Source organism: Angustibacter aerolatus (assembly GCF_054776675.1).
Map to the genome: position 1 here is coordinate 1 of NZ_BAAHBM010000062.1, position 21,159 is coordinate 21,159.

Sequence of the window (21,159 nt, forward strand, 5' to 3'; positions counted from 1 at the left end):
GCCCCGGCACCGTCGCGCAGGTCGAGCACGGCGCCGTCGAGCCCGATGGCGCTCAGCCGCTGCAGCACGCGGTCGAGGGCCACCCGCTGCTCCGCGACGACGAGCGTGCGCCGCCCGTCGGCCGCGAGCGCGGCCGCGAGCGCCGCCACCAGCTGGGTGCCGCCGGTGCCGGCCGGCGCCTCGACGACGCGATGACCCCCGGCGAGCACGGCCTCGACGACGTCCTGCTGCGACGCATCGAGGTCGAGCACCAGGTGCTCGGACGCCGGGTCGCGGTCGCCGGCGGGCTCGGGCGCGGGCCGCTGCAGCGCCTCACGGGCCGAGGCGTCGCCGGCCAGCGCGGCGACGACGTCGTGCGCGGCGAGCCGGGGGCCGAGCCGCTGCAGGTCGTGCACCACCGGCGCGACCACGTCGGCGAACGTGCCGATGACCAGGCGGTGCTCGACCCGCAGGCCGGGCAGCCCCTGGCAGGTGCGCTCGACGTGCGCGAGCACGGGCGCGGGGTCGAAGCCCTCGTCGGTGACGGCCAGCGCGGCGACGGCGTCGGCGTCGAGCTCGATGCCGTGGTCGTCGGCCAGGTGCCGGACCAGCGCGGGGTTCAGCACGGCGGCCCCGGCGAGGTCGACGTCGTAGTCCTCCCCCGCACTGCCGCGCGGCCGCAGCACGCACGGGCGCAGCAGCACGGGCGCCGCGGACGCGTGGGCGTCGGCGACGTCCCAGGTGGCGGTGCCGACGGCCAGCCAGCCGGCGGCGATGCCGTGGCGCTCCGACAGCTCGAGGGTTCGGGCCCGGACGGCGCGCGCCCGGCGGCGGGCGTCGGCGAGCGACCCGGGCTCGCGGACCAGGCCGGACAGCCGCGTGGGCCGCCCCGCGAAGAGCATCGCCAGCCCGCTCGGGTGGGCGTGGGTGAGGTCGAGCGTGCCGGACGGCAGGTCGCGGAAGCGCAGCAGCGGGTCGGTGCCGACGGCCTGCCAGCCCCGCACCGCGTCGGCGACGAGCCGGTCGCGCGTGGGCTCGGGCGGCTGCTCGGCGGGGTCGGTCACCGACCCAAAGGTAGTCGGCGCCGCTGTGACCCCGCGGGAGGCCCGGACGTGGTTGACGGTGTGCACCGCGCAGGGGGGGCAAGCGGTGCACACCGTCGTCGTCAAGCATGCTGAGCGGCGGTTGAGAGGTCAAGCAGAAGTCAAGAACTGGTGCGGTCGACCGGCGGGTCCGGAGGATCTCGGCACTTGAACGGGTGACGGACGACGGATCCCGTCGCCGGATCGGGCAACCGGCCGTCCGAGCGGGCCTCGCCGGTTGCTGCACGGCAACCGGACGAATCGGCCGGATCGCGCCCGGTGCGAGCGACACGCCGGGCGCGCGGGACACTTGGCGGGTGAGCAGCGCGCCGTCGAGCACCGACGTCCTCGTCGTGGGAGCCGGGCCGGCCGGGTCGGCGGCCGCGGCCTGGGCGGCCCGCGCCGGCCTCGACGTCGTGCTCGCCGACCGCCAGACCTTCCCCCGCGACAAGGCGTGCGGCGACGGGCTCACCCCGCGCGCCGTCGCCGAGCTGCGCCACCTCGGCCTCGGCGACTGGCTGAGCGGCCGCTCCGTGAACTGGGGGCTGCGCGCCGCCGGGTTCGGGCAGCAGCTGTACCTGCCGTGGCCGGGCGGAACCCTGCCGGCGCACGGCAGCGCGGTGCCGCGGGTCGAGCTCGACGCCACCGTGCGGCAGGTCGCCCTCGACAGCGGCGCCACCCCGCTCGACGACGCCCGCGCGGTCGACGTCGAGCGCGCCGGCGACCGGGTGACGGGGGTCGTCTTCCAGCGGCGCGGAGAGCGCTTCGTCGTCGGCTGCCGCCGGCTGGTCGTGGCGGACGGCGCGCGCTCGCAGCTGGGCCGGGTGCTCGGCCGCGAGTGGCACCGCGACACCGCGTACGGCGTGGCGATCCGCGCGTACGTCCGGTCCGGGCGCAGCAGCGACCCGTGGATCAGCTCGCACCTCGAGCTGCGCGACGAGCACGACGACCTGCTCAGCGGGTACGGCTGGGTGTTCCCGCTGGCCGACGGCGAGGTGAACGTCGGCGTCGGCACGCTGGCCACCGCCCGGCGCCCGGCCGACGTCCCGCTGCGCCGGCTGCTCGACGTGTACGTGCGGCAGCGTCGCGAGGAGTGGGCCCTCGACGGCGAGGTGCGGGCGGCGTCGAGCGCGCTGCTGCCCATGGGCGGCGCGGTGAGCGGCGTGGCCGGGCGCAACTGGGGTCTCGTCGGCGACGCCGCCGGGTGCGTGAACCCGCTCAACGGCGAGGGCATCGACTACGGCCTCGAGACCGGCCGGATGCTCGCCGAGCTGCTGGTCGGCGGCGACGACCTCGACCCGGCGTGGCCCGCGATGCTGCGCGGTCACCTGGGTGAGTCGTTCTCCATCGCCCGTCGGCTCGCCGGGCTGCTCACCGTGCCCGGTCTGCTGCCTGCGGCGGGGCCGGTCGGCATGCGCTCGCGGCCGCTCATGACCCTCGCACTGCGGCTGATGGGCAACCTCGTCACCGAGGCCGACCGCGACGTCGTGGCCCGCGTCTGGCGCACCGCCGGCCGGCTCTCGAGCCGCTTCGACGCACGCCCGCCGTTCCCCGCCTCCGACCTGCGCTGAGCCACCCGTGTGACGTCCCGTCGCGGCGGTCGAGGACGGCGCCGCACGTGACGATGCACGCACGGTGAGGACCTCCGACCGCGGGCGGCTCGCCGTCCGGGTGACGGCTGCTGCGCTGTGCGCCGGCCTGATCCTGCTGGTCACGGGCGCGCGCGACGAGCCGTTGGGGCTCGCGCTGCTCGCCGGCGTGCAGGGCCTCGGCATGCTCGCCGTCCTGTGGCACCGGTCCGGACGTCGTGAGCAGCAGGTGTGGGCGCCGCTGGCCGCCGGCTCGCTGCTGCTGGTCGTCACCGACCTGCCCTCGCTCGCGGCCGCACCCGGTGTGACGGCGCCCGGCGCGAGCACGCTCGTCGGCGCCCTGGCCGGGTGCACCCTCTGGTACGTCGGCGCGCTGGCCCTGCTGCGGCAGCGGCTGCGCAGCGTGCTCGCCTATGCGGCGCTCGACATGCTCGGCGGGGTCGTCACCATGACGGCGCTCGCCTGGGCGCTGGCCGCCCGCCCGCTCGCCGAGACCGTCGGCGTGCCGATGTCGACGGCGTTCGCGCTGCTCGTCGCACCGTCGGCGACCCTGCTGCTCGCGGTGTTCGCGGTGACCGGCATGTTCCTCGGCGGCGGTCTGCGCGACCTGCGGATGATCGCCAGCGCCATCGCCTACCTGCTGTTCACCCTCGTCGCCATGGCGCCCGCGGTGCTGCCCGCCGACGACCACCTCGGGCCGCTCGGCGCGCACCTGCTGACGGCGGGCGCGCAGGTCTGCGTGCTGCTGCTGCTCGGCGCGGCGTCGACGCTGCCCACCCCGAGCGCCGTCGTCCGGCGCGACGAGGGCCGGCTCGCGACCCAGCTGTCGCCGACCATCTTCTCGGTCGTGAACGCCTGCCTGCTGGTGGCGTGCGCCTTCGACCTGGTGCCCCGCGAGGTCGCCGTCGTGGCCTGCAGCGGCCTGCTGTTCACGCTGTTCAAGCTCGGCACCGTCTTCCGCAACGTCACGACCCTGAACGACACCCGCCGCCAGGCCGAGAGCGACGAGCTCACCGGCCTGGCGAACCGCCGCGCCCTGGTGCAGGAGCTGGCCCGCAGCGAGAGCGCCCGCACCGCCGGGCTCGCGCTGTTCGACCTCGACCGGTTCAAGGACGTGAACGACAGCTACGGGCACGCCGCCGGCGACGAGCTGCTGCGGCAGGTGGGCGCCCGGCTGCGGTCCGCCGTCCGGCCCGACGAGCTGGCGGTGCGGCTCGGCGGCGACGAGTTCGCGGTGCTGCTGCGCGAGCTGCCCACCGACGAGACGATGGCCCGCATCCGGCGCATCGCCGCCGAGCTCACGCCGCCCTTCGAGCTCGAGGAGGGGCGGGTGCACCTGCGCTCGTCCGTCGGCGTCACCGTCACGCCGGACGACGGACCCGCCGGCACCAGCCTGCTGCACCGGGCCGACGTCGCGATGTACGAGATGAAGCAGCGCGGTGGCGGCGTGGGGCGCTACGAGCCGTCCGCAGACGACGAGCGTCGCCGGCAGCTCGAGCTGGTCGAGCAGCTGCGCACCGCCGTCTACACCGACCAGCTCGTGGTGCACTACCAGCCGCAGGTCGCGGTCGCCGACGGCCGCACGCTGGTCGGCGCCGAGGCCCTGGTGCGCTGGCTGCACCCCGAGCACGGACCGCTGACGCCCGACGAGTTCCTGCCGCTCGCCGAGCGACACGGCCTGATGTTCGCGATCACCCACAACGTCATGTCGCAGGCGCTCGACCACGCAGCCACCTGGCGCCGGGTGCCCGGCCACGACCGGCTCGTCGTCTCCGTCAACGTGTCGGCGGCGTCGCTGGCCGACCCCAAGCTGGTGCCGCTCGTCGAGGGCCTGCTCGACGAGTTCAAGCTCGACGGGTCGGCGCTGCAGGTCGAGATCACCGAGAGCGAGCTCATGCACGACCCGCGCACCAGTCTGCGGGCCGCGACCGCGCTCGAGCGGCTGGGCGTGCGCGTCAGCATCGACGACTACGGCACCGGGTACTCCTCGCTCGCCTACCTGCGCGACCTGCCCGCCGCCGAGCTCAAGCTCGACCGCTCGTTCGTCCGCGGCGTCGTCGACGATCCCCGGGCCGCGGCGATCGTGCGCAACACCGTCGACCTCGCCCACACCCTCGGGCTGCACCTGGTGGCCGAGGGCGTCGAGGACGACGCGACGCTCGCGCTGCTGCGCACGCTCGGCGCCGACGTCTCGCAGGGCTACCTGCACGGGCGCCCGATGGACGCCGACGCGTTCGCCGACGCGCACGTGCGACCGGTCGCGCTCGCCGTCCCCACGCAGGTGCGCGGCGACTGAACGCCGCGCCTGCGGGTCGATCCGGCCGTTTTCCCCCGCACCTGCGGTTCTCTGGCCGTATCCTGCCCGGGTGACGACGTACCGGGTCCGCGAGGCCGCGCAGCTGCTCGGCGTCAGCGACGACACGCTGCGGCGCTGGATCGACTCCGGCCGCCTGACCGCGGGCACCGACGACGGCGGACGGCGCGTCGTCGACGGCGGCGACCTGGCCCGGCTGGCCCAGGAGGTCGCCGCCTCGGCCGAGCGACCCCCCGCCCGGCCGGTCGCGTCGGAGTCGGCCCGCAACCGGTTCACCGGCCTCGTCACCCGGGTGCAGCGCGACGGCGTGATGGCGCAGGTCGAGCTGCAGTGCGGCCCGCACCGCGTGGTGTCGCTGATGAGCCGCGAGGCCGCCGACGAGCTGGGGCTCGAACCCGGCGTCCTCGCCGTCGCGGCCGTGAAGTCGACGAACGTCGTCGTCGAGGTGCCGGTCCCTTGAGGCCCCGCCGGCAGGTCGACGGCCGGCCCGCGGTGTCGGTCTCGGTGGCGCCTCGGCGCCGAGGCGCCGCGCCGCCGCCGCCCCGCCGTGGGGAGCCCGCGCCCGGCCCTCGCCGACGACGGGGGGCCGGTCCCACGGGGCGCGGTCGCGTTCCCCTCGCCGCCCTCGCGCTCGCCGCCTGCGGGGCGCTGGCCGCGTGCGGTTCGGGTCCGACCGCGTCCTCCGGCGCGTCGTCCGGGGACGCGGTGCGCGGCACCGTCGGCGTGTTCGCCGCGGCCTCGCTGCAGGCGACGTTCACCGAGCTGGGCGCCGACTTCGAGGGGGCGCACCCGGGCACGAAGGTCGTGTTCAGCTTCGGCCCGAGCAGCGGCCTGGCCAGCAGCATCGTGAACGGCGCTCCCGCCGACGTCTTCGCGGCCGCCTCCCCGACGACCATGGACACCGTGGTCTCGGCCGGTGCGGCAGTCGGGCCGACGACGTTCGCGCAGAACGCGATGGAGATCGCGGTGCCCCCGGCGGACCCGGGCCAGGTGACGACGCTCGCCGACCTCGCGCGGCCGGGGGTGAAGGTGGCGCTGTGTCAGGCCCAGGTGCCCTGCGGCGCCACCGCCGCCGCGGTCTTCGCGAAGGCCCAGCTCGCCGTGCAGCCGGTCACCGAGGAGGTCGACGTGAAGTCGGTGCTCGCCAAGGTGCAGCTCGGCGAGGTCGACGCCGGCGTGGTCTACGTGACCGACGTCCGTGCCGCCGGCGCGAAGGTGCGCGGCGTCCCGATCCCCGCCGACGTGAACGCCTCGACCGCCTACCCGATCGCCGTGCTGTCAAAGGCCCCGAACCCCGTGGCCGCCAGGGCCTTCCGCGAGCTGGTGCTGTCGGTCGAGGGCACGAAGGCGCTGCAGCAAGCCGGTTTCAGCGCGCCGTGAGTCAGGTCCCGTCGCCCGTCGACGCGCCGTCCGCCGCGCGGGGCCGTCGCACCCTCCCCCGCTCGTCGCCTCGACGCCGCCGTTCGCCCGACGGGTCGGTGCCCTGGCCGCTCGGTGTGCCGGCGCTGGTCGCGGTGCTGTTCCTGCTGCTGCCGCTGGTGGGGTTGCTCGTGCGCGCACCGTGGCGGGGGCTACCGCGGCTGCTCGCCGACGAGTCGGTCGCGCAGGCGCTGCGGCTGTCGCTGGTGTGCGCGTCGTCGGCGACCGGGCTGTCGGTGGTGCTCGGCGTCCCGCTGGCGTGGGTGCTGGCGCGGTCGCGCGTGCCCGGCACGTCGCTGCTGCGGGCGCTGGTGACGCTGCCGCTCGTGCTGCCGCCGGTGGTGGGCGGCGTGGCGCTGCTGCTGGCGTTCGGCCGGGCCGGCGTGGTGGGGCGGCTGCTCGACGACTGGACCGGGGTGACCCTGCCCTTCACCACCGCGGGCGTCGTCGTCGCCGAAACGTTCGTCGCGATGCCGTTCCTGGTGGTGACTGTCGAGGGCGCGTTCCGCGCGGCGGACCGCGGCTTCGAGGAGGCCGCTGCCACGCTCGGCGCCTCGCGCTTGACGGTGTTCCGGCGGGTGACGCTGCCCCTCGTCGCGCCGTCGCTGGTGGCCGGCGCGGTGCTCAGCTGGGCCCGTGCGCTCGGTGAGTTCGGCGCGACGATCACCTTCGCCGGCAGCTTCCCCGGCCGCACGCAGACCACGCCGCTCGCTGTCTACCTGGCGCTCGAGACCGACCCGAGCGCCGCGATCGCGCTCTCGCTCGTGCTGCTCGTGGTGTCGGTCGCCGTGCTGGCCCTGCTGCGCGACCGCTGGCTGCCCGGTGGGCACGCATGACGGACGTGCGGCCCGACATCGCGGCGGGGCTCGAGCTGGACGACGTCGTGGTGCGTCGCGGCTCGTTCGAGCTGCGGCTGTCGGTGTCGGTACCTGCGCGGCAGGTGGTGGCGCTGCTCGGACCGAACGGCGCGGGCAAGACGACGCTGCTGCGTGCCCTGGCCGGGCTCGAGCGGCTGGACTCGGGTCGGCTGCTGCTGGGCGGGCAGCTGCTCGACGACGGCGGGTCGGCGGTGCCGGCCGAGGCTCGGCCGGTGGGGCTGGTCTTCCAGGACCACCGGCTCTTCCCGCACCTCGACGTGCGCGACAACGTGGGGTTCGCCGCTCGCTCGGCCGGCGCGGGCCGCGCTGCGTCCAGAACCGTTGCGCTGCAGTGGCTCGAGCACCTCGACCTGGTCGAGCTGGCCGCTCGGCGCCCGTCGCAGCTGTCGGGTGGTCAGGCCCAGCGGGTGGCGCTGGCCCGTGCGCTGGCGGCCGACCCGCGCCTGCTGCTGCTCGACGAGCCGCTCGCCGCGCTCGATGCCCGCACCCGGATGGACGTGCGGTCTCGGCTGCAGCGCCACCTGCGCGCGTTCGACGGCCCGGTGCTGGTGGTGACGCACGACCCGGTGGAGGCGATGGTGCTGGCCGACCGGCTGCTCGTCATCGAGGACGGCCGGGTCGTGCAGGACGGCTCGCCGGCCGAGGTGTCGCGCCGACCAGCAACGGACTACGTCGCGCGACTGCTCGGCCTCAACCTGTTGCGCGGCAGCGTCTCTGACGAATCCGAGCCGGGCGCGGTGCGGCTGGACGGTGGCGGCACGCTCGTGTCGGCAGCGCCCGCGGTCGGCCGGGTGCTCGTGGTGCTACGACCCTCGGCCGTGACCGTGCACACCGGCCACCCGGAGGGTCTGAGCACCCGCAACGTGTGGCAGGGCACGGTGGCGAGCCTCGAACCGCTGGGCGACCGCGTGCGGCTCCAGGTGGAGGGCGCACCCTCGGTGCTGGTCGACGTCACGCCGTCCGCCGTGGCAGACCTCGCGCTGCGGCCGGGGTCGGCGGTGTGGCTGTCGGCGAAGGCGACCGAGGTCGAGGCGTACGCCGACCCGTTCGCCGACTCGTCGACCTCACCCTGACCACCCGGCGCAGCCGATGTCGGACCGGCGCCGGCACGGCTCGTCTACCAGCACGCTGCGCGCCTGGTAGACGTGCAACGGCACCGAGACGCCGCGCACCGTCACCCCACCCGGCACGTCCTGCCACGCCCCGCCGTCGACGCTGAACCTGCCCCCGTACCGCGTGTCGACCCGCACCTGCCGCACCCCACGGTCGCGGTACACGTGCGACACCCCACCGCTCGGTGCCCGACCACCCGCGCTCGACGTGCGCCCCGACCCACCACCCTCCCCGTAGGAGTAGTCGAACCACACCGCCGACGGCTCCAGCCGCACCCGGTGCCCCAGCAGGCGCCGCGTCACCGCCTGCCCCGGACGCACCCCCCGCGCCGGCCACTCGACCCGGAAGTACGTCTGCAGGTTCACCAACGTCGCCAGCTCACCCCGCCCCGTCGGGTCCGACGCCACCCTCGCGCGCGCGAAGTCCAACCGCCGGAACTCCCGCGCCACGATTGCCGCGGTCAGCACAGGGCCGTCATCGGGTTCCGCACCACACGCCGTGCGACCGGTCAGGCGCCATGGGGTGGCCGCGCCCGTCGCGTCGACATCGCGCGCCCACACCCAACGGCTGACCTCGCCCGCTCGACCGAACACCTCACACCCGTGCTGGGCCTCCCAACACGAGAGCTGCAATGCCTGCGGCCGGTTCGGGTTGTTCGAACCGCAGCTCAAGAGGCTCAGACGCTCGACGCGGGACGTTCTCCGGTGACCGTTCTTGTGCATCGGGTGAGCCGTGCCGGGGGGAGCGCCACGAGCAGGGGGGCCCGATCGGAGGACGTCGAGCCTTGCCCCGCCACCGCCCTCATGACGCTGGTGGTACCCGACGGCGGCGTGGTCGCCCGCTGAGGCTCGAAGTGCACCGAGGGGTGCCGTGAGCGCAAGCAGGATGCCCACCAGTACAAGCCTCATGATGGCTTGATCTCTCGGAAGTCGTCGACCAGCCAGGCCCCGGCCCGTCGTGTCACGAGGATCTCGGCCCACTCGCCGTCGTCGGGCTCACGCTTCGTCACGTTCCCCTGCGCATTGACGATGACCGCGCCCTTCTCGATGACCGTGATCTGGAAGGCCCTATCGACCCTCGTGCTGAACGGCAGTGGCTCGATCCCAGGCACAGAGAAGACGTCCGCTCGTACGTGCAGATGACGGCGCCGAAGGTCAGCCTGCACGTCGTCGTTCGAGCGGCAGAAGCGGCAATTCGCTGTCGCCAGACCTTGTAGCCAGGCGCCCTCTGGATAGCGCACCGCCATGTTCAACCGGTCGAAGTAGAACCGCACGAACGCCTTCGCGCCGGCCTCGCTGTCCGCTCGAGCGGCCGCAGGGACCGGTCCGGGCGTCGGCGTGGCGCTCGGGCCGCTCGTGACAGGCGTACTGCTGGTCGGACCAGGCGTCGGGATCGCGTACGTGTGCGCCGGTTGCGGTGCGTCGTCGTCACCGCACGCGGACAGTGACATCACCGCGGCCAGCGCCACGACGCCGAACGAACCCCTCGAACACAGTTGCCCCATGTACGGGACGCTAGCCGAACGCCCTCACCGCGCGAAACAGCGTGCAGCGCCCTGTGGACAACCGGTCACTCGACCTCGGTCAGCAGGCCCGTGTCGACGTCGTACACGAACCCGCGGATGCTCTCGCGGTGCGGCAGCGGCTCGTACTCGCGCACGGCGGTGACGCACTTGCGCACGTCGTCCTCGACCTGCCCGAACCGGAACGCCGTCCACTCGGGACGGGCGCCGGTCTCGGCCGCCACCTCGTCGCGCAGCTCGTCGTCGGTGAAGGTCCGCATGCCGCAGCGGGTGTGCAGCACGACCATGATCTCGCGGGTGCCGAGCTTGCGCTGGCTCACCACGAGGTCGTGCAGCTCGCGCTCGGTGACCACCCCGCCGGCGTTGCGCAGCACGTTCGCGTCACCCAGGTCGAGGCCGAGCGCCGCGAGCACGTCGATGCGCGCGTCCATGCAGGTGACGACGGCGAGCTGGCGCACGGGCGGCGCACCGAGGCCCCGGCTGTCGAAGGTCTCCGCATAGCGCCGGTTGCGCTCCACCACGTCGTCGATCACGGTCACGCGGAGAGTGTCCCAGCCCCCTCGGCGGTCGCGCACCCGGGGCCGGCCGCGGACCGAGCAGGGCTCGGGCGCCCGGTCGGGTACCGTGGTCCGGCGGCGTCAGCCGCTCCCCGGCCCCCGTAGCTCAGGGGATAGAGCAAGGGTTTCCTAAACCCTGTGTCGCAGGTTCGATTCCTGTCGGGGGCACTTCAAACTGTTGCGTTCGGCAGACGTGAGCAGCACGCCGCTGAGAGCATGCGACCCATGCGCCGCACCCGCACCGCCTCCCTCGCCGCGATCGTCGCCCTCTCGGCCGCCAGCCTGGTGGCCGGCAGCAGCACCGCCGAGGCGGCGACCGGTAAGTACAAGAACTGCACCGCGTTCCACAAGACGTACGAGCACGGTGTGGGCAAGAAGGGCGCTCACGACAAGGTGCGCGGGCACTCCAAGCCGGTGACGAGCTTCAAGGTGAGCACCAAGATCTACAAGGCGGCGATCAGGGCCAACTCCCGCCTCGACGCCGATCACGACGGCGTGGCCTGCGAGGCGCGCTGATCGTGCTGCGACGCCTCGTCGGTGCACTGCGGTGCATCCGGTGCGGTCACGCGCGCCGCGACCACGCCTGGGTGTCCGGGTCGGCGTCCGTCTGCTCGTACTACCCGACCTGTCCCTGCCCGAGCTTCAAGCTGGTCGGCGGCGGAGCACCGGCGCCCGGGTGGCGCTGACCGAGCAGCTGCGCGACGTCCTGAGCGACCGTCACACGGTGCACCTGACCGCAGCCAGGTAGCGTCTCGGCCGTGCCCGACACCCGCCGCGAGCGCTGGGAGGACCACGCCGACGGGCCGCTGGTCGGGGCTGCCGTCGCGTTCCTGGCGGCGTACGCGTGGCCGATCCTGCAGCCGGACCTGCCGGGCTGGGGGCGGACGGCGTGCCACGTCGTCACGGTGCTGGTGTGGGTGGCGTTCGCGGTCGACCTGGCGGTGCGGGTGTCGCTGAGCGACGACAGGCTGCGGTTCCTGCGGCGCAACTGGGTCGACGTCGTCACCTTGGCGCTGCCGATGCTGCGACCGCTGCGCGCGCTGCGGGTGGTGGTGGCGCTGAGCGTGCTCGGACGTCGGGGCGGGGCGTTCGCACGCGGGCGGGTCGTCGCGAGCGTCGTCGCGACGGTGGCGGTGGTGGGGTTCGTGGCGGCGCTGGCGGTGCTGGACGCCGAGCGCGGGCGGCCGGGCGCGAACATCGAGGGCTTTGCCGACGCGTCGTGGTGGGCGGTCACCACGGTGACGACGGTCGGCTACGGCGACCGGTTCCCGGTGACGGCGGCCGGGCGGGCGGTCGCGGTGGGCCTGATGGTCACCGGCATCGCGCTGGTCGGCGTGGTGACGGCGGCGCTGGCGTCCTGGTTCGTCGACCGGCTGTCCGAGGTGCAGGCCGCCGAGGACCGCACCGGCGACCAGATGGACGAGCTGGCGGCCGAGGTGCGTGCACTGCGCCGCGAGGTGCAGGCGATGCGCGAGCAAGCTGCCCGCCGCGACTAGCCACCCCGGCGCGACGAGCGAGCCGGCGCGGACCGTCCGCGGCCGGCGCTGCGCAGCGTCGGCGACGCGAGCGCCACGGCCTGGACGACCACCGACAGGGCGGCCACGACCCCGAGCCCCACCGCCGTGTCGAAGGCGGGTCGCACGGTCAGCAGGTCACCGACCCAGAACAGCCACAGCAGGTGCCACCCGATGCGCTGCCGGCGGACCAGCAGCAGCCACAGCAGCCCGAACCGCAGCACGGGGCCGAACAGCAGCGCCGACACCCAGTCGAGCGCGGCGCCGCCGACTGCCCAGGCGACGGCGTCGACCAGCGTGGCGACCAGCACCACCGCCGCGGGCCGCACCCGCAGCAGCCTCACGCGACGGGGGTCAGCGCCACGACCGGGATGACCCGCTCGGTCTTGCGCTCGTACTCCGCGAACCCGGGGTAGAGCCGCGCCTGCTCGGCGTACTTCTCGTCGCGCTCGGCGCGGTCGAGCACGGTGGCGCGCACGGTGATCGTGTCGTCACCGACCTCGATGGCGGCGTCGGGGTGCACGACCAGGTTGTGGAACCAGGCCGGGTTCTCGTCGCGCCCCGCGTACGAGGCGAACACGAGGTACCGGTCGCCGTCGCGCAGGTACATCATCGGGCTGACTCGCTCGGCCCCGGTGCGCGCTCCAGTCGTGTGCAGCAGCAGCAGCGGCGCCCCCTCGAAGTTGCCTCCGACGCGCCCGTGGTTCGCCCTGAACTCGGCGATCACGCTGTCGTTCCAGTCAGCCATCCGGTGCACTCCTCGAGGTGTCAGCAGCCGTCGGGGCCGCAGGCGTCGGCGGTCGCCGAGGCGGTGGCGAGCGGGGTGACGAGTGCGGGGGTGCGAGCGTCCCACGCCTGACGCAGCGCCTGCTCGAACAGCTCGGCGGGTTGCGCGCCGCTCACGCCGAACCGCCGGTCGAGCACGAAGAACGGGACGCCGTTCGCGCCGAGCGCGGCGGCCTCCTCCTGGTCGCGCCGGACGTCGTCCGCGAACCGGTCGCTCGCCAGCACCTGCTCGGCCTCGTCGCGAGGCACCCCTGCGCCCTCGGCCAGCCCCAGCAGCACCGCACGGTCGTTCACGTCGAGCACCTGCACGAAGTAGGCGTCGAGCATCGCCTCCTTCAGCGCGTCCTGGACGCCGTGCAGCTGCGCCAGGTGCAGCAGCCGGTGGGCGTCGACGGTGTTGGCCCGGTGCGCTCGGTCGAGGTGGAAGTCGAGCCCCTCGCCCGCCGCGACCTCCTGCACGCGCTGCACCATCGCCAGCCCGGCCTCGCGGCCGCCGCCGTAGCGCGACCCCAGGTGGGTGGCGACGTCGGCGCCGTCCTGCCGCGGCGCGTCCGGGTCGAGCTGGAACGAGCGCCAGGTCACCTCGACGGGCAGACCGGTCGATGCCACGGCCGACTCGAAGCGGCGCTTGCCGATGTAGCACCAGGGGCACACGACGTCCGACCAGATCTCGACCTGCAGCGGTTCGTTCATGCGGGTGACAACCGCGTGGCGCGGCCACGTCTTCCGGACGCCGAGTCCATGCTGGGTGAACCGCACGCGAACGGTGCCCGTCGTCCAGGAACGGGCCCCACGTGCCGAGGAGAAGACCATGGACTGCGACGCAACCGTCACCAGGGTCGAGCCCGCTGCCGCCCCCCGAGGCGCCCGGATGCTGCCCGTCGAGCAGCTGCGGGTCGCCGACGCCGTGCTCGACCGCTCGGGCCGGCCGCACCCGATCGCCGCCATCAGCGCGGGCGGCGACCACGCCGTCTGGGTGCAGCGCAGCGACCTGGCCTACCGAGAGCTGCTGCGCGGCGCCGTCATGGCCGTGCCGCGTCGGCGCTGACGGACCCCTCCGCAGCCCAGCTGCGCAGCAGCGGCAGCGCCTGCTCCGTCACCGAGCCCGGCTCGACCGTGTAGACGACGAGCCGCTGCTCCGGGTCGTGCGGACCCACCACCGACTCGATCCCGAACTGCAGCGGCCCGGCCACCGGGTGCGCGAGGTGCTTGCTCACCGACGTGCGGAACGTGACCCGCTGGTCGTCCCACCAGTGCGCGACGTCGGGATCGCCGGCCCGCAGCTCGTCCACCAGCTCGGCCAGCCGCCGGTCGTCCGGCCGCCGCCCCACCTCGTAGCGCAGCGCCCCCACGGACGCCGCCGCGAAGTCGCCCCAGTTCACGATCCGCTCGCGCGCCGCCGGGTCGAGGAACAGCCAGCGCACGAACGACGTCCCCGGCTGCATCGGCGCGCCCAGCACGGCGGCGAGCAGGTCGTTGCGGGCCAGCACCTCCGAGCGGCGACCCAGCAGCAGCACCGGCACGTGGTCGAGCGAGGTCATCAGCCGCAGCATGCCCGGGTCGGGTCGCTGCGCCGCCTCGGGTCCGGCCCACCGGCGCCGCGACGACGGCGCGGCCAGGTCGCGCAGGTGCGCCCGCTCGACGTCGTCCAGCTGCAGGGCGCGCGACAGCGCCTCGACCACCTCGTCGGTGACGGTGTGCTGCCGCCCCTGCTCGAGCCGGCTGTAGTGGTCGGGGCTGAGCCCGGCGAGCACCGCCAGCTCCTCCTTGCGCAGCCCGGGCACGCGTCGCGGCCCGGGGAACGCCCGGATGCCCGCCTGCGCCGGCGTCAGGCGGTCGCGGCGCGAGCGCAGGAACGCCCCGAGGGCGGATCGGTCGGCGGGCACGCCTCAGCGTACGAGCCGGCACCGACGCCGACGTGGGCACGCGGTGACCAGGCAGCACGTGCCCTGGTGCCGCTGCGCCGCACCGGCTGCGATGGAGGCATGACCACCCCCCAGCAGTCCCCCACCGTCCTCGTCACCGGCTCGACGAGCGGCATCGGCGCCGCCACGGCCCGGATGCTGGCCGCCCGCGGCTGGCACGTCGTCGTCACCGGCCGCGACCAGGCCCGCGGCGACGACGTCGTCTCCGGCATCCGGTCGGCAGGAGGGTCCGCCGCCTTCGTCGCCGCCGACCTCACCGCCGCGCCCGCCGAGCTGCGCGCGTTCGCCGCGGCCGCGACCGAGGCCGCCGGCGGCCGGCTCGACGCCGTCGTGCACGACGCCGCCCTGTGCCCGCCCGTCGACACGCTGACGCTGACCGACGACGACCTCGAGGCGACGCTCGCGGTGAACGTGCGCGCCCCGCACGTGCTCACCGCCGCCCTCGCCCCCGCGATGGTCGAGCGCGGGCACGGGTCGATCGTCGTCATCGGGTCGTGGATGGCGCACGTCGGCCACGCGTTCGTCGGCCTGTACTCCGCGACGAAGGCCGCCGAGCTGCAGCTGATGCGCAGCTGGGCGGCCGAGTTCGGGCCGCGCGGGGTGCGGGTCAACGCCGTCTCGCCCGGCGCCACCCGCACGCCGATCAACGACGACGCCTCGGACGTCGTCGTGCGGATGACCGCGGGGACGCCGGCCGGCCGGCCCGGCACGCCGGACGAGGTGGCGGCCGCCGTCGCCTGGCTGCTGTCGGACGACGCCCGGTACGTGCACGGCGCCGAGCTGGCGGTCGACGGCGGCATCACCGCGACCCGCCCGGCGTGACCGGCGTCAGGCGGCCTGCAGGAACTCCGCCCACTGCGGGTCGACGACGTCCGACCCGCGCAGCGCCCACAGCGCACCCGACGGCACGGCCGGCCGCACCCGCAGCTGCCAGCCCATCTCCTCCGGCGTCCGGTCGCCCTTGACGCCGTTGCAGCGCAGGCAGCACCCGACGAGGTTGGTCCACGAGTCGGCGCCGCCCCGCGAGCGCGGCAGCACGTGGTCGACCGTCGAGGCGGCCCCGCCGCAGTAGGCGCACCGGTGGCCGTCGCGCCGCAGCACCCCGCGCCGGGTCACCGACACCCCGTGCCGTCGCGGGGCGCGCACGTAGCGCACCAGCAGGATGACCGACGGCGTGGCCAGGGTCAGGTCGGCGCTGCGCAGCCGCTCGCCCGACTCGGCCAGCACCATCGCCTTGCCGGCGAGCACGAGCACGACGGCCCGCTTGAACGAGACCACCGAGAGCGGCTCGTAGCCGGCGTTGAGCACCAGGGTCCGCACGCGGCGCGCCCCTCTCTCGCCGGTGCCCAGCTGGCGTGCGGGACACGACGGCGTCCAGGCCCGCCCGGTGACGGGTCTAGGCCGAGGGTAGGCGCAGGTCGGCCGCGCGGTCACGCACTTTGCCGGGCGGGCGCGGTCGCGACACCACCCCGACACGCCGCGAGGCCCGCACCTGCCGGAGCAGGTGCGGGCCTCGCGGGCGGTGCGGACGTCGGTCAGCCGACGCGGCCGAACGTGGCGCTGCTGGAGTAGATCGCGCGCTTGCTGATCGAGGCGCCGGTGTGCGGGGAGTCCCACATCATGCCGTTGCCGGCGTAGATGCCGACGTGGCCCGGCATGAACACCAGGTCGCCGGGGACGGCCTCGCTGCGCGAGATGCGCCGGGTCGCCGCGCGCTGCGCGCTCGACGTCCGGGGCAGCGAGATGCCGACCTGGCGCATGACGTAGCCGGTGTAGCCCGAACAGTCGAAGCCGGCGGGCGTGGTGCCGCCGTAGCGGTAGGCGATGCCGGCGTAGCGCGCGGCGATCTGCATGACGGCCGCACCGAAGACGGCGGACCCGGGGGCGCCGGCCTTGACGTGCACCGGGGCGCCCACGGAGGAGCGCTCGCTCGACCGGCTCGACCGGCTGCTGCCGCGCTCCGACGAGGACGACGCGGAGGACGAGGCACGCACCGCCTGGCGGACGACCTCGACGACCTTCTTCTTCTTCGGCTTCGGCTTGACCTTGGCGGTGAAGCCCAGCTCGCCGAAGCTCGGGGCCGCGGAGACGCCGTCGACCACTGCCGCCGGGACGCCGGAGGCCTCGACGGTGCCCACGGCGGGGACGCTGCTGGTGGTGGGGTCGGCCTCGGGGGCGTGCGGCGCGGCGCTGGCCGCCTGCAGGCCGAAGGACGCGATCAGGCCGCTGCTCACCGCGAGCACGGCGCCGGTCTTGGCGACGGTGCCGGCGTTGCCGCTGACGGCCTGGGTGACCTGGCCCGTGACGTGGGCGAGGGTGTGGCTGGTGGTGCTGGCCGTCCGCGCGGGCGCGCGGTGGCGCCCCTGGGCTCGAGTCGTCACAGTTCGCGTTGCCTCTCCGACGCCTTCGAGGTGAGCTGTCGGGTTCGGGTGGGAGATCACCCGGCCGGCTCGCGAGGCGACCTGTCGGTCGCGCTCGCCGGCTTCACCCCAAGGACGGTCCGGATCGTGCTCGGATCGCCCGCGTACCTGGGTCCCCCGCCTCTGCCATGCGGTGTTCGAGCAGGTACCTCGCGCGCGGTGGCAGAGCTCGGCGTCCGCGTGAGGTACACCCGGCTGGCCGCCGAGTGGTGGAGACACTACCCAACTGGTACGGCCGCTGTCACATCCCGAAACGCGACGAATCGGACGGGTTCTCGGCGACTCGTACGGGCTAGCGGGCGTTCGCGGTCTCGGGCGTCGGCACGGCGTCCTCGGCGACCTCGCCGGGCACCGCCGGCAGCGCCTCCGTGCCGGGGACGGCCACGAACACGTGGGCCGCGATCATCGCGGGCACCGACACGTCGCCGTCCGGGCGGGTGACCAGCACGGCGCCGCGCGCCCCCTCCCGCACCTCCAGCCGGGCACCGGGCTGCAGCCCCGCGCTCGACAGCGTGGCGAGCACCTCGGGGTCGGCCTGGGCGGGCTCGCCGATGCGGTGCACCACCACGGTGCTCGGCGACCCGTCGGCCACCAGGGTCAGCGGGCGCAGGCCGGCGACGAGGAACTGGCCGTCGACGTCCGCCTCGCCCAGCTCGACGAGCCCGGGGATCGGGTTGCCGTAGGGCGACTCGGTGGGGTGGTCGAGGATCTCGAGCAGCTTGCGCTCGACCCGCTCGCTCATGACGTGCTCCCAGCGGCACGCCTCCTCGTGCACGTACTCCCACTCGAGACCGACGACGTCGGTGAGGAGTCGCTCGGCGAGGCGGTGCTTGCGCATCACGCGGGTCGCCTTCGAGCGGCCGTCGTCGGTGAGCTCGAGGTGGCGGTCGCCGCTGACGACCACCAGCCCGCCGCGCTCCATGCGGGCGACGGTCTGCGAGACGGTGGGGCCGCTGTGGCCGAGGCGCTCGGCGATGCGTGCGCGCAGGGGGACGATGCCCTCCTCCTCCAGCTCGAAGATGGTCCGCAGGTACATCTCCGTGGTGTCGATGAGGTCGCTCACGCCAGGCCTTCCTCCGCGTCGGCACGGGCGACCCGCCGGGCCACCCGCCCCGAGTTTACGCGGGACGGCGGGCCCGGGGTGCACCCGATCGCGCCCGCGACGGGCGGCTGTCGGTGCCGCCGCCTAGCGTGCCGTGCGTGCCCGACACCGTCCTGTGGCTGCGCCGCGACCTGCGGCTGCACGACCACCCTGCCCTGCACGCGGCCGCCGGGGCCGCGGACGGCGGTCGCGTGCTGCCGCTGTTCGTGCTCGACGACCGGCTGTGGGGGCCGTCCGGCGACACCCGCCGGGTCTGGCTCACCCGCTCCCTGCGCGCGCTGCACGCGGCCACCGACGGCGCGCTCGTCGTCCGCCGCGGCGACCCGGCCGCCGTGCTGCCCGAGGTGGTGCGCGAGCTCGGCGCCGGGTCGGTGCACGTCACGGCGGACGCCGGGCCGTACGGCCGGCAGCGCGACGAGGCCGTCGACACCGCGCTCGGCGAGGTGCCGCTGGCCCGCACCGGCACGCCGTACGCCGTCGGCCCGGGCACGGTGACCAAGGGTGACGGCACGCCGTTCAAGGTCTTCACCCCCTTCTACCGGACGTGGAAGGACCACGGCTGGCCGGCGCCGGCCGGTCCACCGCCGAAGGGCCTGCGCTGGGCGACCTCGGTCGACTCGCAGCCGCTGCCCGACGAGCCCGACCTCGGCGGCCTCGAGCTGCCGCCCGTCGGCGAGGACTCCGCGCTCGACCGCTGGCACACCTTCCTCGACGGCGGTCTCGACCACTACGACGGCGAGCGCGACCGGCCCGACCTCGACGGCACGTCGCAGCTGTCGGCGCACCTGAAGTACGGCGAGGTGCACCCCCGCACGCTGCTCCACGACCTGGGCGCGCACCGCTCGCGGGGGGCCGAGCGCTACCGCAGCGAGCTGGCCTGGCGCGAGTTCTACGCGGACGTGCTGTGGCACCAGCCGCGCACCGCCCGCGAGTACCTCAAGCGCGAGATGGCCGCCATGCGCTACAGCGAGCCGGGGCCCGACTTCGACGCCTGGTGCGAGGGGCGCACCGGCTTCCCGTTCGTCGACGCCGGCATGCGCCAGCTGCGCGGGGTCGGCTGGGTGCACAACAGGGTGCGCATGGTCGTGGCCTCGTTCCTCGTCAAGGACCTGCACGTCGAGTGGCAGCACGGTGCGCGGTACTTCATGCGGTGGCTGCGCGACGGCGACCTGGCGAGCAACAACCACGGCTGGCAGTGGGTGGCCGGCAGCGGCACCGACGCCTCCCCGTACTTCCGCGTGTTCAACCCGGTCACCCAGGGCCTGAAGTTCGACCCGGACGGCGCGTACGTGCGCCGCTGGGTGCCCGAGCTGCGCCACCTCGAGGGCAAGGCCGCGCACACGCCCTGGGACGCCGCGGACGGGTACGCCCACGACTACCCCCAGCGCGTCGTCGACCACGCCGAGCAGCGGCAGGAGGCACTCGACCGCTACGCCGAGGTGCGCTCGTAGGGTGCAGGGGTGCTGACGATCCCCGCGCGCTTCAACGGCCCTCCCGGCTCGGGCAACGGGGGCTGGGTGAGCGGTGCCGTCGCCGCGCTGCTGCCCGGCGACCCCTTCGCCGTCACCGTGGTGCTGCGCCGCCCGCCGCCGCTCGACGTGCCGCTCGACGTCCGGGCGGGCGACGACGGCGGGGTCGAGGTGCTCGACGGCGACCAGCTGGTCGCGCGGGTCGCCGCCACGGCCGACGTCGACGGCGAGCCACCCGCGCCCGTGGGCTGGGACGACGCCGAGGCCGCTGCCGCGCGGTACCCGGGGCTGGTCGACCACCCCTTCCCGACCTGCTTCTCGTGCGGCACCGACCGCGGCGACGGGCTCGGCCTGCGACCCGGCGCGGTGCCGGGCCGTCCCGGCACGGTGGCCGCGTCGTGGGTGCCGCACGCGTCGACCACCGACGACGGCTCGGTGGTCACGCGACAGGTCACCTGGGCGGCGCTCGACTGCCCGGGCGGCTGGTCGGTCGACATCGTGGGGCGGCCGATGGTGCTGGGCACGATGACCGCCCGGCTCGACGCGCTGCCGAGGGCCGGGCGGCGCCACGTCGTGGTCGGCCGGGCCGACGGCGAGCAGGGTCGCCGCACGTTCACCAGCACCGCGCTCTACGACGTCGAGGGCGCCGAGCCGGTGCTGCTCGGCCGGGCCGCCGCCGTCTGGGTGCGGGTCGACCCGGCGACGCTCACGCCGTCGGCCGGCTGACCGCCCACCCCACGCGGTCGAGGAACAGCTCGAGGTTGCCGCGCAGCCGCGTCACCTTGTCCTCGGTGCTCATCGTCTCGACGTCGGGCGGGCCGCCCTTCCGGCCCCGGCCCCGCACGTGCGCGGAGCACCCGAGGTCGGTGCAGACGTAGGCGCCCACCGAGTCGCCCTGCCGCCCGCTGCGCCCGGCTCGTGGCGCCGTCATGAGCGAGACGCCGTCGCCGGTGTGCGTGGCCAGGCACAACGAGCAGACCGCCTGCCGGCTGCGACCGGACGGCGCGGCGACGCGCAGCACGAGGCCCACCACCTGCTCGTCGAGCTCGGCCACCAGGTAGGCGCGGCGCGGGTCGGACGGCTCGTGCCACCCGAGCAGCTCGAGGTCGTCCCACTGCCAGGTCGCCAGGTCGCGGGGCACGGTCAGCCGGCTCGCCTCGCCCTTGGTGCAGTTGACGAAGGACGCGCGGACCTGACGCTCGAGCAGAGGCTTCACAGGCAGTAGCCTAGAGGCTCTAGGTTTCAGCGTCGAGCGAGTTGCAGGAGGGCCGATGGCGAGAGCGGGCATCACCACCGAGTCGCTGACCGCGGCCGCCGCCGAGCTGGCCGACGAGGTGGGCTTCGACCAGGTCACCGTGTCGGCGCTGGCGCGTCGGTTCGGCGTCCGCGACGCGAGCCTCTACCACCACGTCGCGAGCGCCCCGCAGCTGCGCGCCCGCGTCGCGGCCCGCGCGCTCGACGAGCGCGCCGACCGTCGCGCCGCCGCCGCC

Annotated in this window: 25 protein-coding genes, 1 tRNA gene and 1 riboswitch; of the genes, 14 read left to right on the forward strand and 12 right to left on the reverse strand. The window is 75.0% G+C overall.

The annotated features are described in order from the left end of the window. The coding region (locus ACYVI6_RS13545; protein WP_460446880.1) for an AAA family ATPase at positions 1-1,043 on the reverse strand (1,043 nt) is incomplete at its 3' end. A 335-nt stretch (positions 1,044-1,378) separates the two neighbouring features. Between ACYVI6_RS13545 and ACYVI6_RS13550 the strand changes: the two genes are divergently transcribed. From ACYVI6_RS13550 to ACYVI6_RS13575, 6 genes are all read left to right on the forward strand, one after another. Next, on the forward strand, positions 1,379-2,632 hold the full coding sequence (locus ACYVI6_RS13550) for a geranylgeranyl reductase family protein (RefSeq protein WP_460446881.1): 1,254 nt from the start codon (positions 1,379-1,381) through the stop codon (positions 2,630-2,632). A 64-nt stretch (positions 2,633-2,696) separates the two neighbouring features. After that, the gene (locus ACYVI6_RS13555) at positions 2,697-4,946 is read left to right on the forward strand and encodes a putative bifunctional diguanylate cyclase/phosphodiesterase (RefSeq protein ID WP_460446882.1); all 2,250 of its coding nucleotides are present in this window, start codon (positions 2,697-2,699) and stop codon (positions 4,944-4,946) included. Between the two features lie 70 nt (positions 4,947-5,016). Next, entirely contained in the window at positions 5,017-5,424 is a 408-nt protein-coding gene (locus ACYVI6_RS13560; RefSeq protein ID WP_460446883.1) for a TOBE domain-containing protein, read from the forward strand. 245 nt (positions 5,425-5,669) lie between these two features. Continuing rightward, positions 5,670-6,344: a molybdate ABC transporter substrate-binding protein gene (gene modA, locus ACYVI6_RS13565; protein WP_460446884.1), complete on the forward strand. Its 675-nt coding sequence runs from the start codon at positions 5,670-5,672 to the stop codon at positions 6,342-6,344. 98 nt (positions 6,345-6,442) lie between these two features. Next, the gene (locus ACYVI6_RS13570; RefSeq protein WP_460446885.1) at positions 6,443-7,219 is read left to right on the forward strand and encodes an ABC transporter permease; all 777 of its coding nucleotides are present in this window, start codon (positions 6,443-6,445) and stop codon (positions 7,217-7,219) included. After that, a complete protein-coding gene (locus tag ACYVI6_RS13575; protein ID WP_460446886.1) occupies positions 7,216-8,334 on the forward strand; it encodes an ABC transporter ATP-binding protein in 1,119 nt (372 codons plus the stop codon). Before ACYVI6_RS13570 ends, ACYVI6_RS13575 begins: the two co-directional genes overlap by 4 nt. Here the strand turns inward: ACYVI6_RS13575 and ACYVI6_RS13580 are convergent. From ACYVI6_RS13580 to ACYVI6_RS13590, 3 genes are all read right to left on the reverse strand, one after another. Next, a complete protein-coding gene (locus tag ACYVI6_RS13580) occupies positions 8,326-9,096 on the reverse strand; it encodes a hypothetical protein (protein WP_460446887.1) in 771 nt (256 codons plus the stop codon). The two genes, ACYVI6_RS13575 and ACYVI6_RS13580, sit on opposite strands and share 9 nt — an antisense overlap. A gap of 182 nt (positions 9,097-9,278) precedes the next feature. After that, entirely contained in the window at positions 9,279-9,842 is a 564-nt protein-coding gene (locus ACYVI6_RS13585; RefSeq protein ID WP_284288283.1) for a hypothetical protein, read from the reverse strand. A gap of 101 nt (positions 9,843-9,943) precedes the next feature. Beyond that, a complete protein-coding gene (locus tag ACYVI6_RS13590) occupies positions 9,944-10,435 on the reverse strand; it encodes a beta-class carbonic anhydrase (protein ID WP_460446888.1) in 492 nt (163 codons plus the stop codon). A 113-nt stretch (positions 10,436-10,548) separates the two neighbouring features. Here ACYVI6_RS13590 and ACYVI6_RS13595 point away from each other — a divergent pair. The 3 genes from ACYVI6_RS13595 (at position 10,549) to ACYVI6_RS13605 (ending at position 11,949) form a co-directional block, all read left to right on the forward strand. Further along, positions 10,549-10,621, forward strand: a tRNA-Arg gene (locus tag ACYVI6_RS13595). A 57-nt stretch (positions 10,622-10,678) separates the two neighbouring features. After that, positions 10,679-10,969 (forward strand): excalibur calcium-binding domain-containing protein, encoded by a 291-nt coding sequence (locus tag ACYVI6_RS13600; protein ID WP_284288286.1) that lies wholly within the window; start codon positions 10,679-10,681, stop codon positions 10,967-10,969. Between the two features lie 242 nt (positions 10,970-11,211). After that, positions 11,212-11,949, forward strand: coding sequence for a potassium channel family protein (locus ACYVI6_RS13605; protein ID WP_460446889.1), 738 nt, complete (start codon positions 11,212-11,214; stop codon positions 11,947-11,949). Here ACYVI6_RS13605 and ACYVI6_RS13610 read toward each other — a convergent pair. Genes ACYVI6_RS13610 through ACYVI6_RS13620 form a run of 3 tightly spaced genes read right to left on the reverse strand, consistent with a single transcriptional unit; the run spans position 11,946 to position 13,446 of the window. Then, entirely contained in the window at positions 11,946-12,311 is a 366-nt protein-coding gene (locus ACYVI6_RS13610; protein WP_284288289.1) for a hypothetical protein, read from the reverse strand. The genes ACYVI6_RS13605 and ACYVI6_RS13610 overlap by 4 nt on opposite strands. Beyond that, on the reverse strand, positions 12,308-12,715 hold the full coding sequence (locus tag ACYVI6_RS13615) for a nitroreductase family deazaflavin-dependent oxidoreductase (RefSeq protein WP_284288290.1): 408 nt from the start codon (positions 12,713-12,715) through the stop codon (positions 12,308-12,310). Before ACYVI6_RS13615 ends, ACYVI6_RS13610 begins: the two co-directional genes overlap by 4 nt. Before the next feature lie 20 nt (positions 12,716-12,735). After that, the gene (locus ACYVI6_RS13620) at positions 12,736-13,446 is read right to left on the reverse strand and encodes a DsbA family oxidoreductase (RefSeq protein ID WP_460446890.1); all 711 of its coding nucleotides are present in this window, start codon (positions 13,444-13,446) and stop codon (positions 12,736-12,738) included. Between the two features lie 118 nt (positions 13,447-13,564). Between ACYVI6_RS13620 and ACYVI6_RS13625 the strand changes: the two genes are divergently transcribed. Further along, positions 13,565-13,801: a hypothetical protein gene (locus ACYVI6_RS13625; RefSeq protein WP_460446891.1), complete on the forward strand. Its 237-nt coding sequence runs from the start codon at positions 13,565-13,567 to the stop codon at positions 13,799-13,801. Here ACYVI6_RS13625 and ACYVI6_RS13630 read toward each other — a convergent pair. Next, the gene (locus tag ACYVI6_RS13630) at positions 13,776-14,639 is read right to left on the reverse strand and encodes a helix-turn-helix transcriptional regulator (protein ID WP_460446892.1); all 864 of its coding nucleotides are present in this window, start codon (positions 14,637-14,639) and stop codon (positions 13,776-13,778) included. The two genes, ACYVI6_RS13625 and ACYVI6_RS13630, sit on opposite strands and share 26 nt — an antisense overlap. A 99-nt stretch (positions 14,640-14,738) precedes the next feature. Here ACYVI6_RS13630 and ACYVI6_RS13635 point away from each other — a divergent pair, with 99 nt between their 5' ends. Then, positions 14,739-15,500, forward strand: a complete 762-nt coding sequence (locus tag ACYVI6_RS13635) for an SDR family NAD(P)-dependent oxidoreductase (RefSeq protein WP_460446893.1) — start codon at positions 14,739-14,741, stop codon at positions 15,498-15,500. 6 nt (positions 15,501-15,506) lie between these two features. Here the strand turns inward: ACYVI6_RS13635 and ACYVI6_RS13640 are convergent, their stop codons facing one another. The 3 genes from ACYVI6_RS13640 to ACYVI6_RS13650 all read right to left on the reverse strand — a co-directional run bounded on the left by ACYVI6_RS13640 (position 15,507) and on the right by ACYVI6_RS13650 (position 18,161). After that, positions 15,507-15,998 carry an HNH endonuclease gene (locus ACYVI6_RS13640; RefSeq protein ID WP_460446894.1) on the reverse strand — a complete coding sequence of 164 codons (492 nt, stop codon included), beginning with the start codon at positions 15,996-15,998 and terminating at the stop codon, positions 15,507-15,509. Positions 15,999-16,213: 215 nt separating this feature from the next. Next, on the reverse strand, positions 16,214-17,059 hold the full coding sequence (locus ACYVI6_RS13645; protein ID WP_284288295.1) for a C40 family peptidase: 846 nt from the start codon (positions 17,057-17,059) through the stop codon (positions 16,214-16,216). 5 nt (positions 17,060-17,064) lie between these two features. After that, a riboswitch (cyclic di-AMP (ydaO/yuaA leader) is annotated at positions 17,065-17,252 on the reverse strand. 138 nt (positions 17,253-17,390) lie between these two features. Continuing rightward, a complete protein-coding gene (locus tag ACYVI6_RS13650; protein ID WP_460446895.1) occupies positions 17,391-18,161 on the reverse strand; it encodes a metal-dependent transcriptional regulator in 771 nt (256 codons plus the stop codon). Positions 18,162-18,298: 137 nt separating this feature from the next. Between ACYVI6_RS13650 and ACYVI6_RS13655 the strand changes: the two genes are divergently transcribed. After that, positions 18,299-19,651 (forward strand): cryptochrome/photolyase family protein, encoded by a 1,353-nt coding sequence (locus ACYVI6_RS13655; RefSeq protein ID WP_460446896.1) that lies wholly within the window; start codon positions 18,299-18,301, stop codon positions 19,649-19,651. 9 nt (positions 19,652-19,660) lie between these two features. Beyond that, entirely contained in the window at positions 19,661-20,395 is a 735-nt protein-coding gene (locus ACYVI6_RS13660; protein ID WP_460446897.1) for a hypothetical protein, read from the forward strand. Here ACYVI6_RS13660 and ACYVI6_RS13665 read toward each other — a convergent pair. Further along, entirely contained in the window at positions 20,376-20,885 is a 510-nt protein-coding gene (locus ACYVI6_RS13665) for an FBP domain-containing protein (RefSeq protein WP_460446898.1), read from the reverse strand. The genes ACYVI6_RS13660 and ACYVI6_RS13665 overlap by 20 nt on opposite strands. 55 nt (positions 20,886-20,940) lie before the next feature. Between ACYVI6_RS13665 and ACYVI6_RS13670 the strand changes: the two genes are divergently transcribed. Further along, positions 20,941-21,159 (forward strand): TetR family transcriptional regulator (locus tag ACYVI6_RS13670; protein ID WP_460446899.1); only part of this gene is annotated, 219 nt, incomplete at its 3' end.

Coding starts and splice junctions, on each gene's coding strand:
- ACYVI6_RS13575 (WP_460446886.1), top strand. CDS start 7,216: ATGACGGACGTGCGGCCCGACATCGCGGCGGGGCTCGAGCTGGACGAC.
- ACYVI6_RS13580 (WP_460446887.1), bottom strand. CDS start 9,096: ATGCACAAGAACGGTCACCGGAGAACGTCCCGCGTCGAGCGTCTGAGC.
- ACYVI6_RS13600 (WP_284288286.1), top strand. CDS start 10,679: ATGCGCCGCACCCGCACCGCCTCCCTCGCCGCGATCGTCGCCCTCTCG.
- ACYVI6_RS13615 (WP_284288290.1), bottom strand. CDS start 12,715: ATGGCTGACTGGAACGACAGCGTGATCGCCGAGTTCAGGGCGAACCAC.
- ACYVI6_RS13620 (WP_460446890.1), bottom strand. CDS start 13,446: ATGAACGAACCGCTGCAGGTCGAGATCTGGTCGGACGTCGTGTGCCCC.
- ACYVI6_RS13625 (WP_460446891.1), top strand. CDS start 13,565: ATGGACTGCGACGCAACCGTCACCAGGGTCGAGCCCGCTGCCGCCCCC.
- ACYVI6_RS13635 (WP_460446893.1), top strand. CDS start 14,739: ATGACCACCCCCCAGCAGTCCCCCACCGTCCTCGTCACCGGCTCGACG.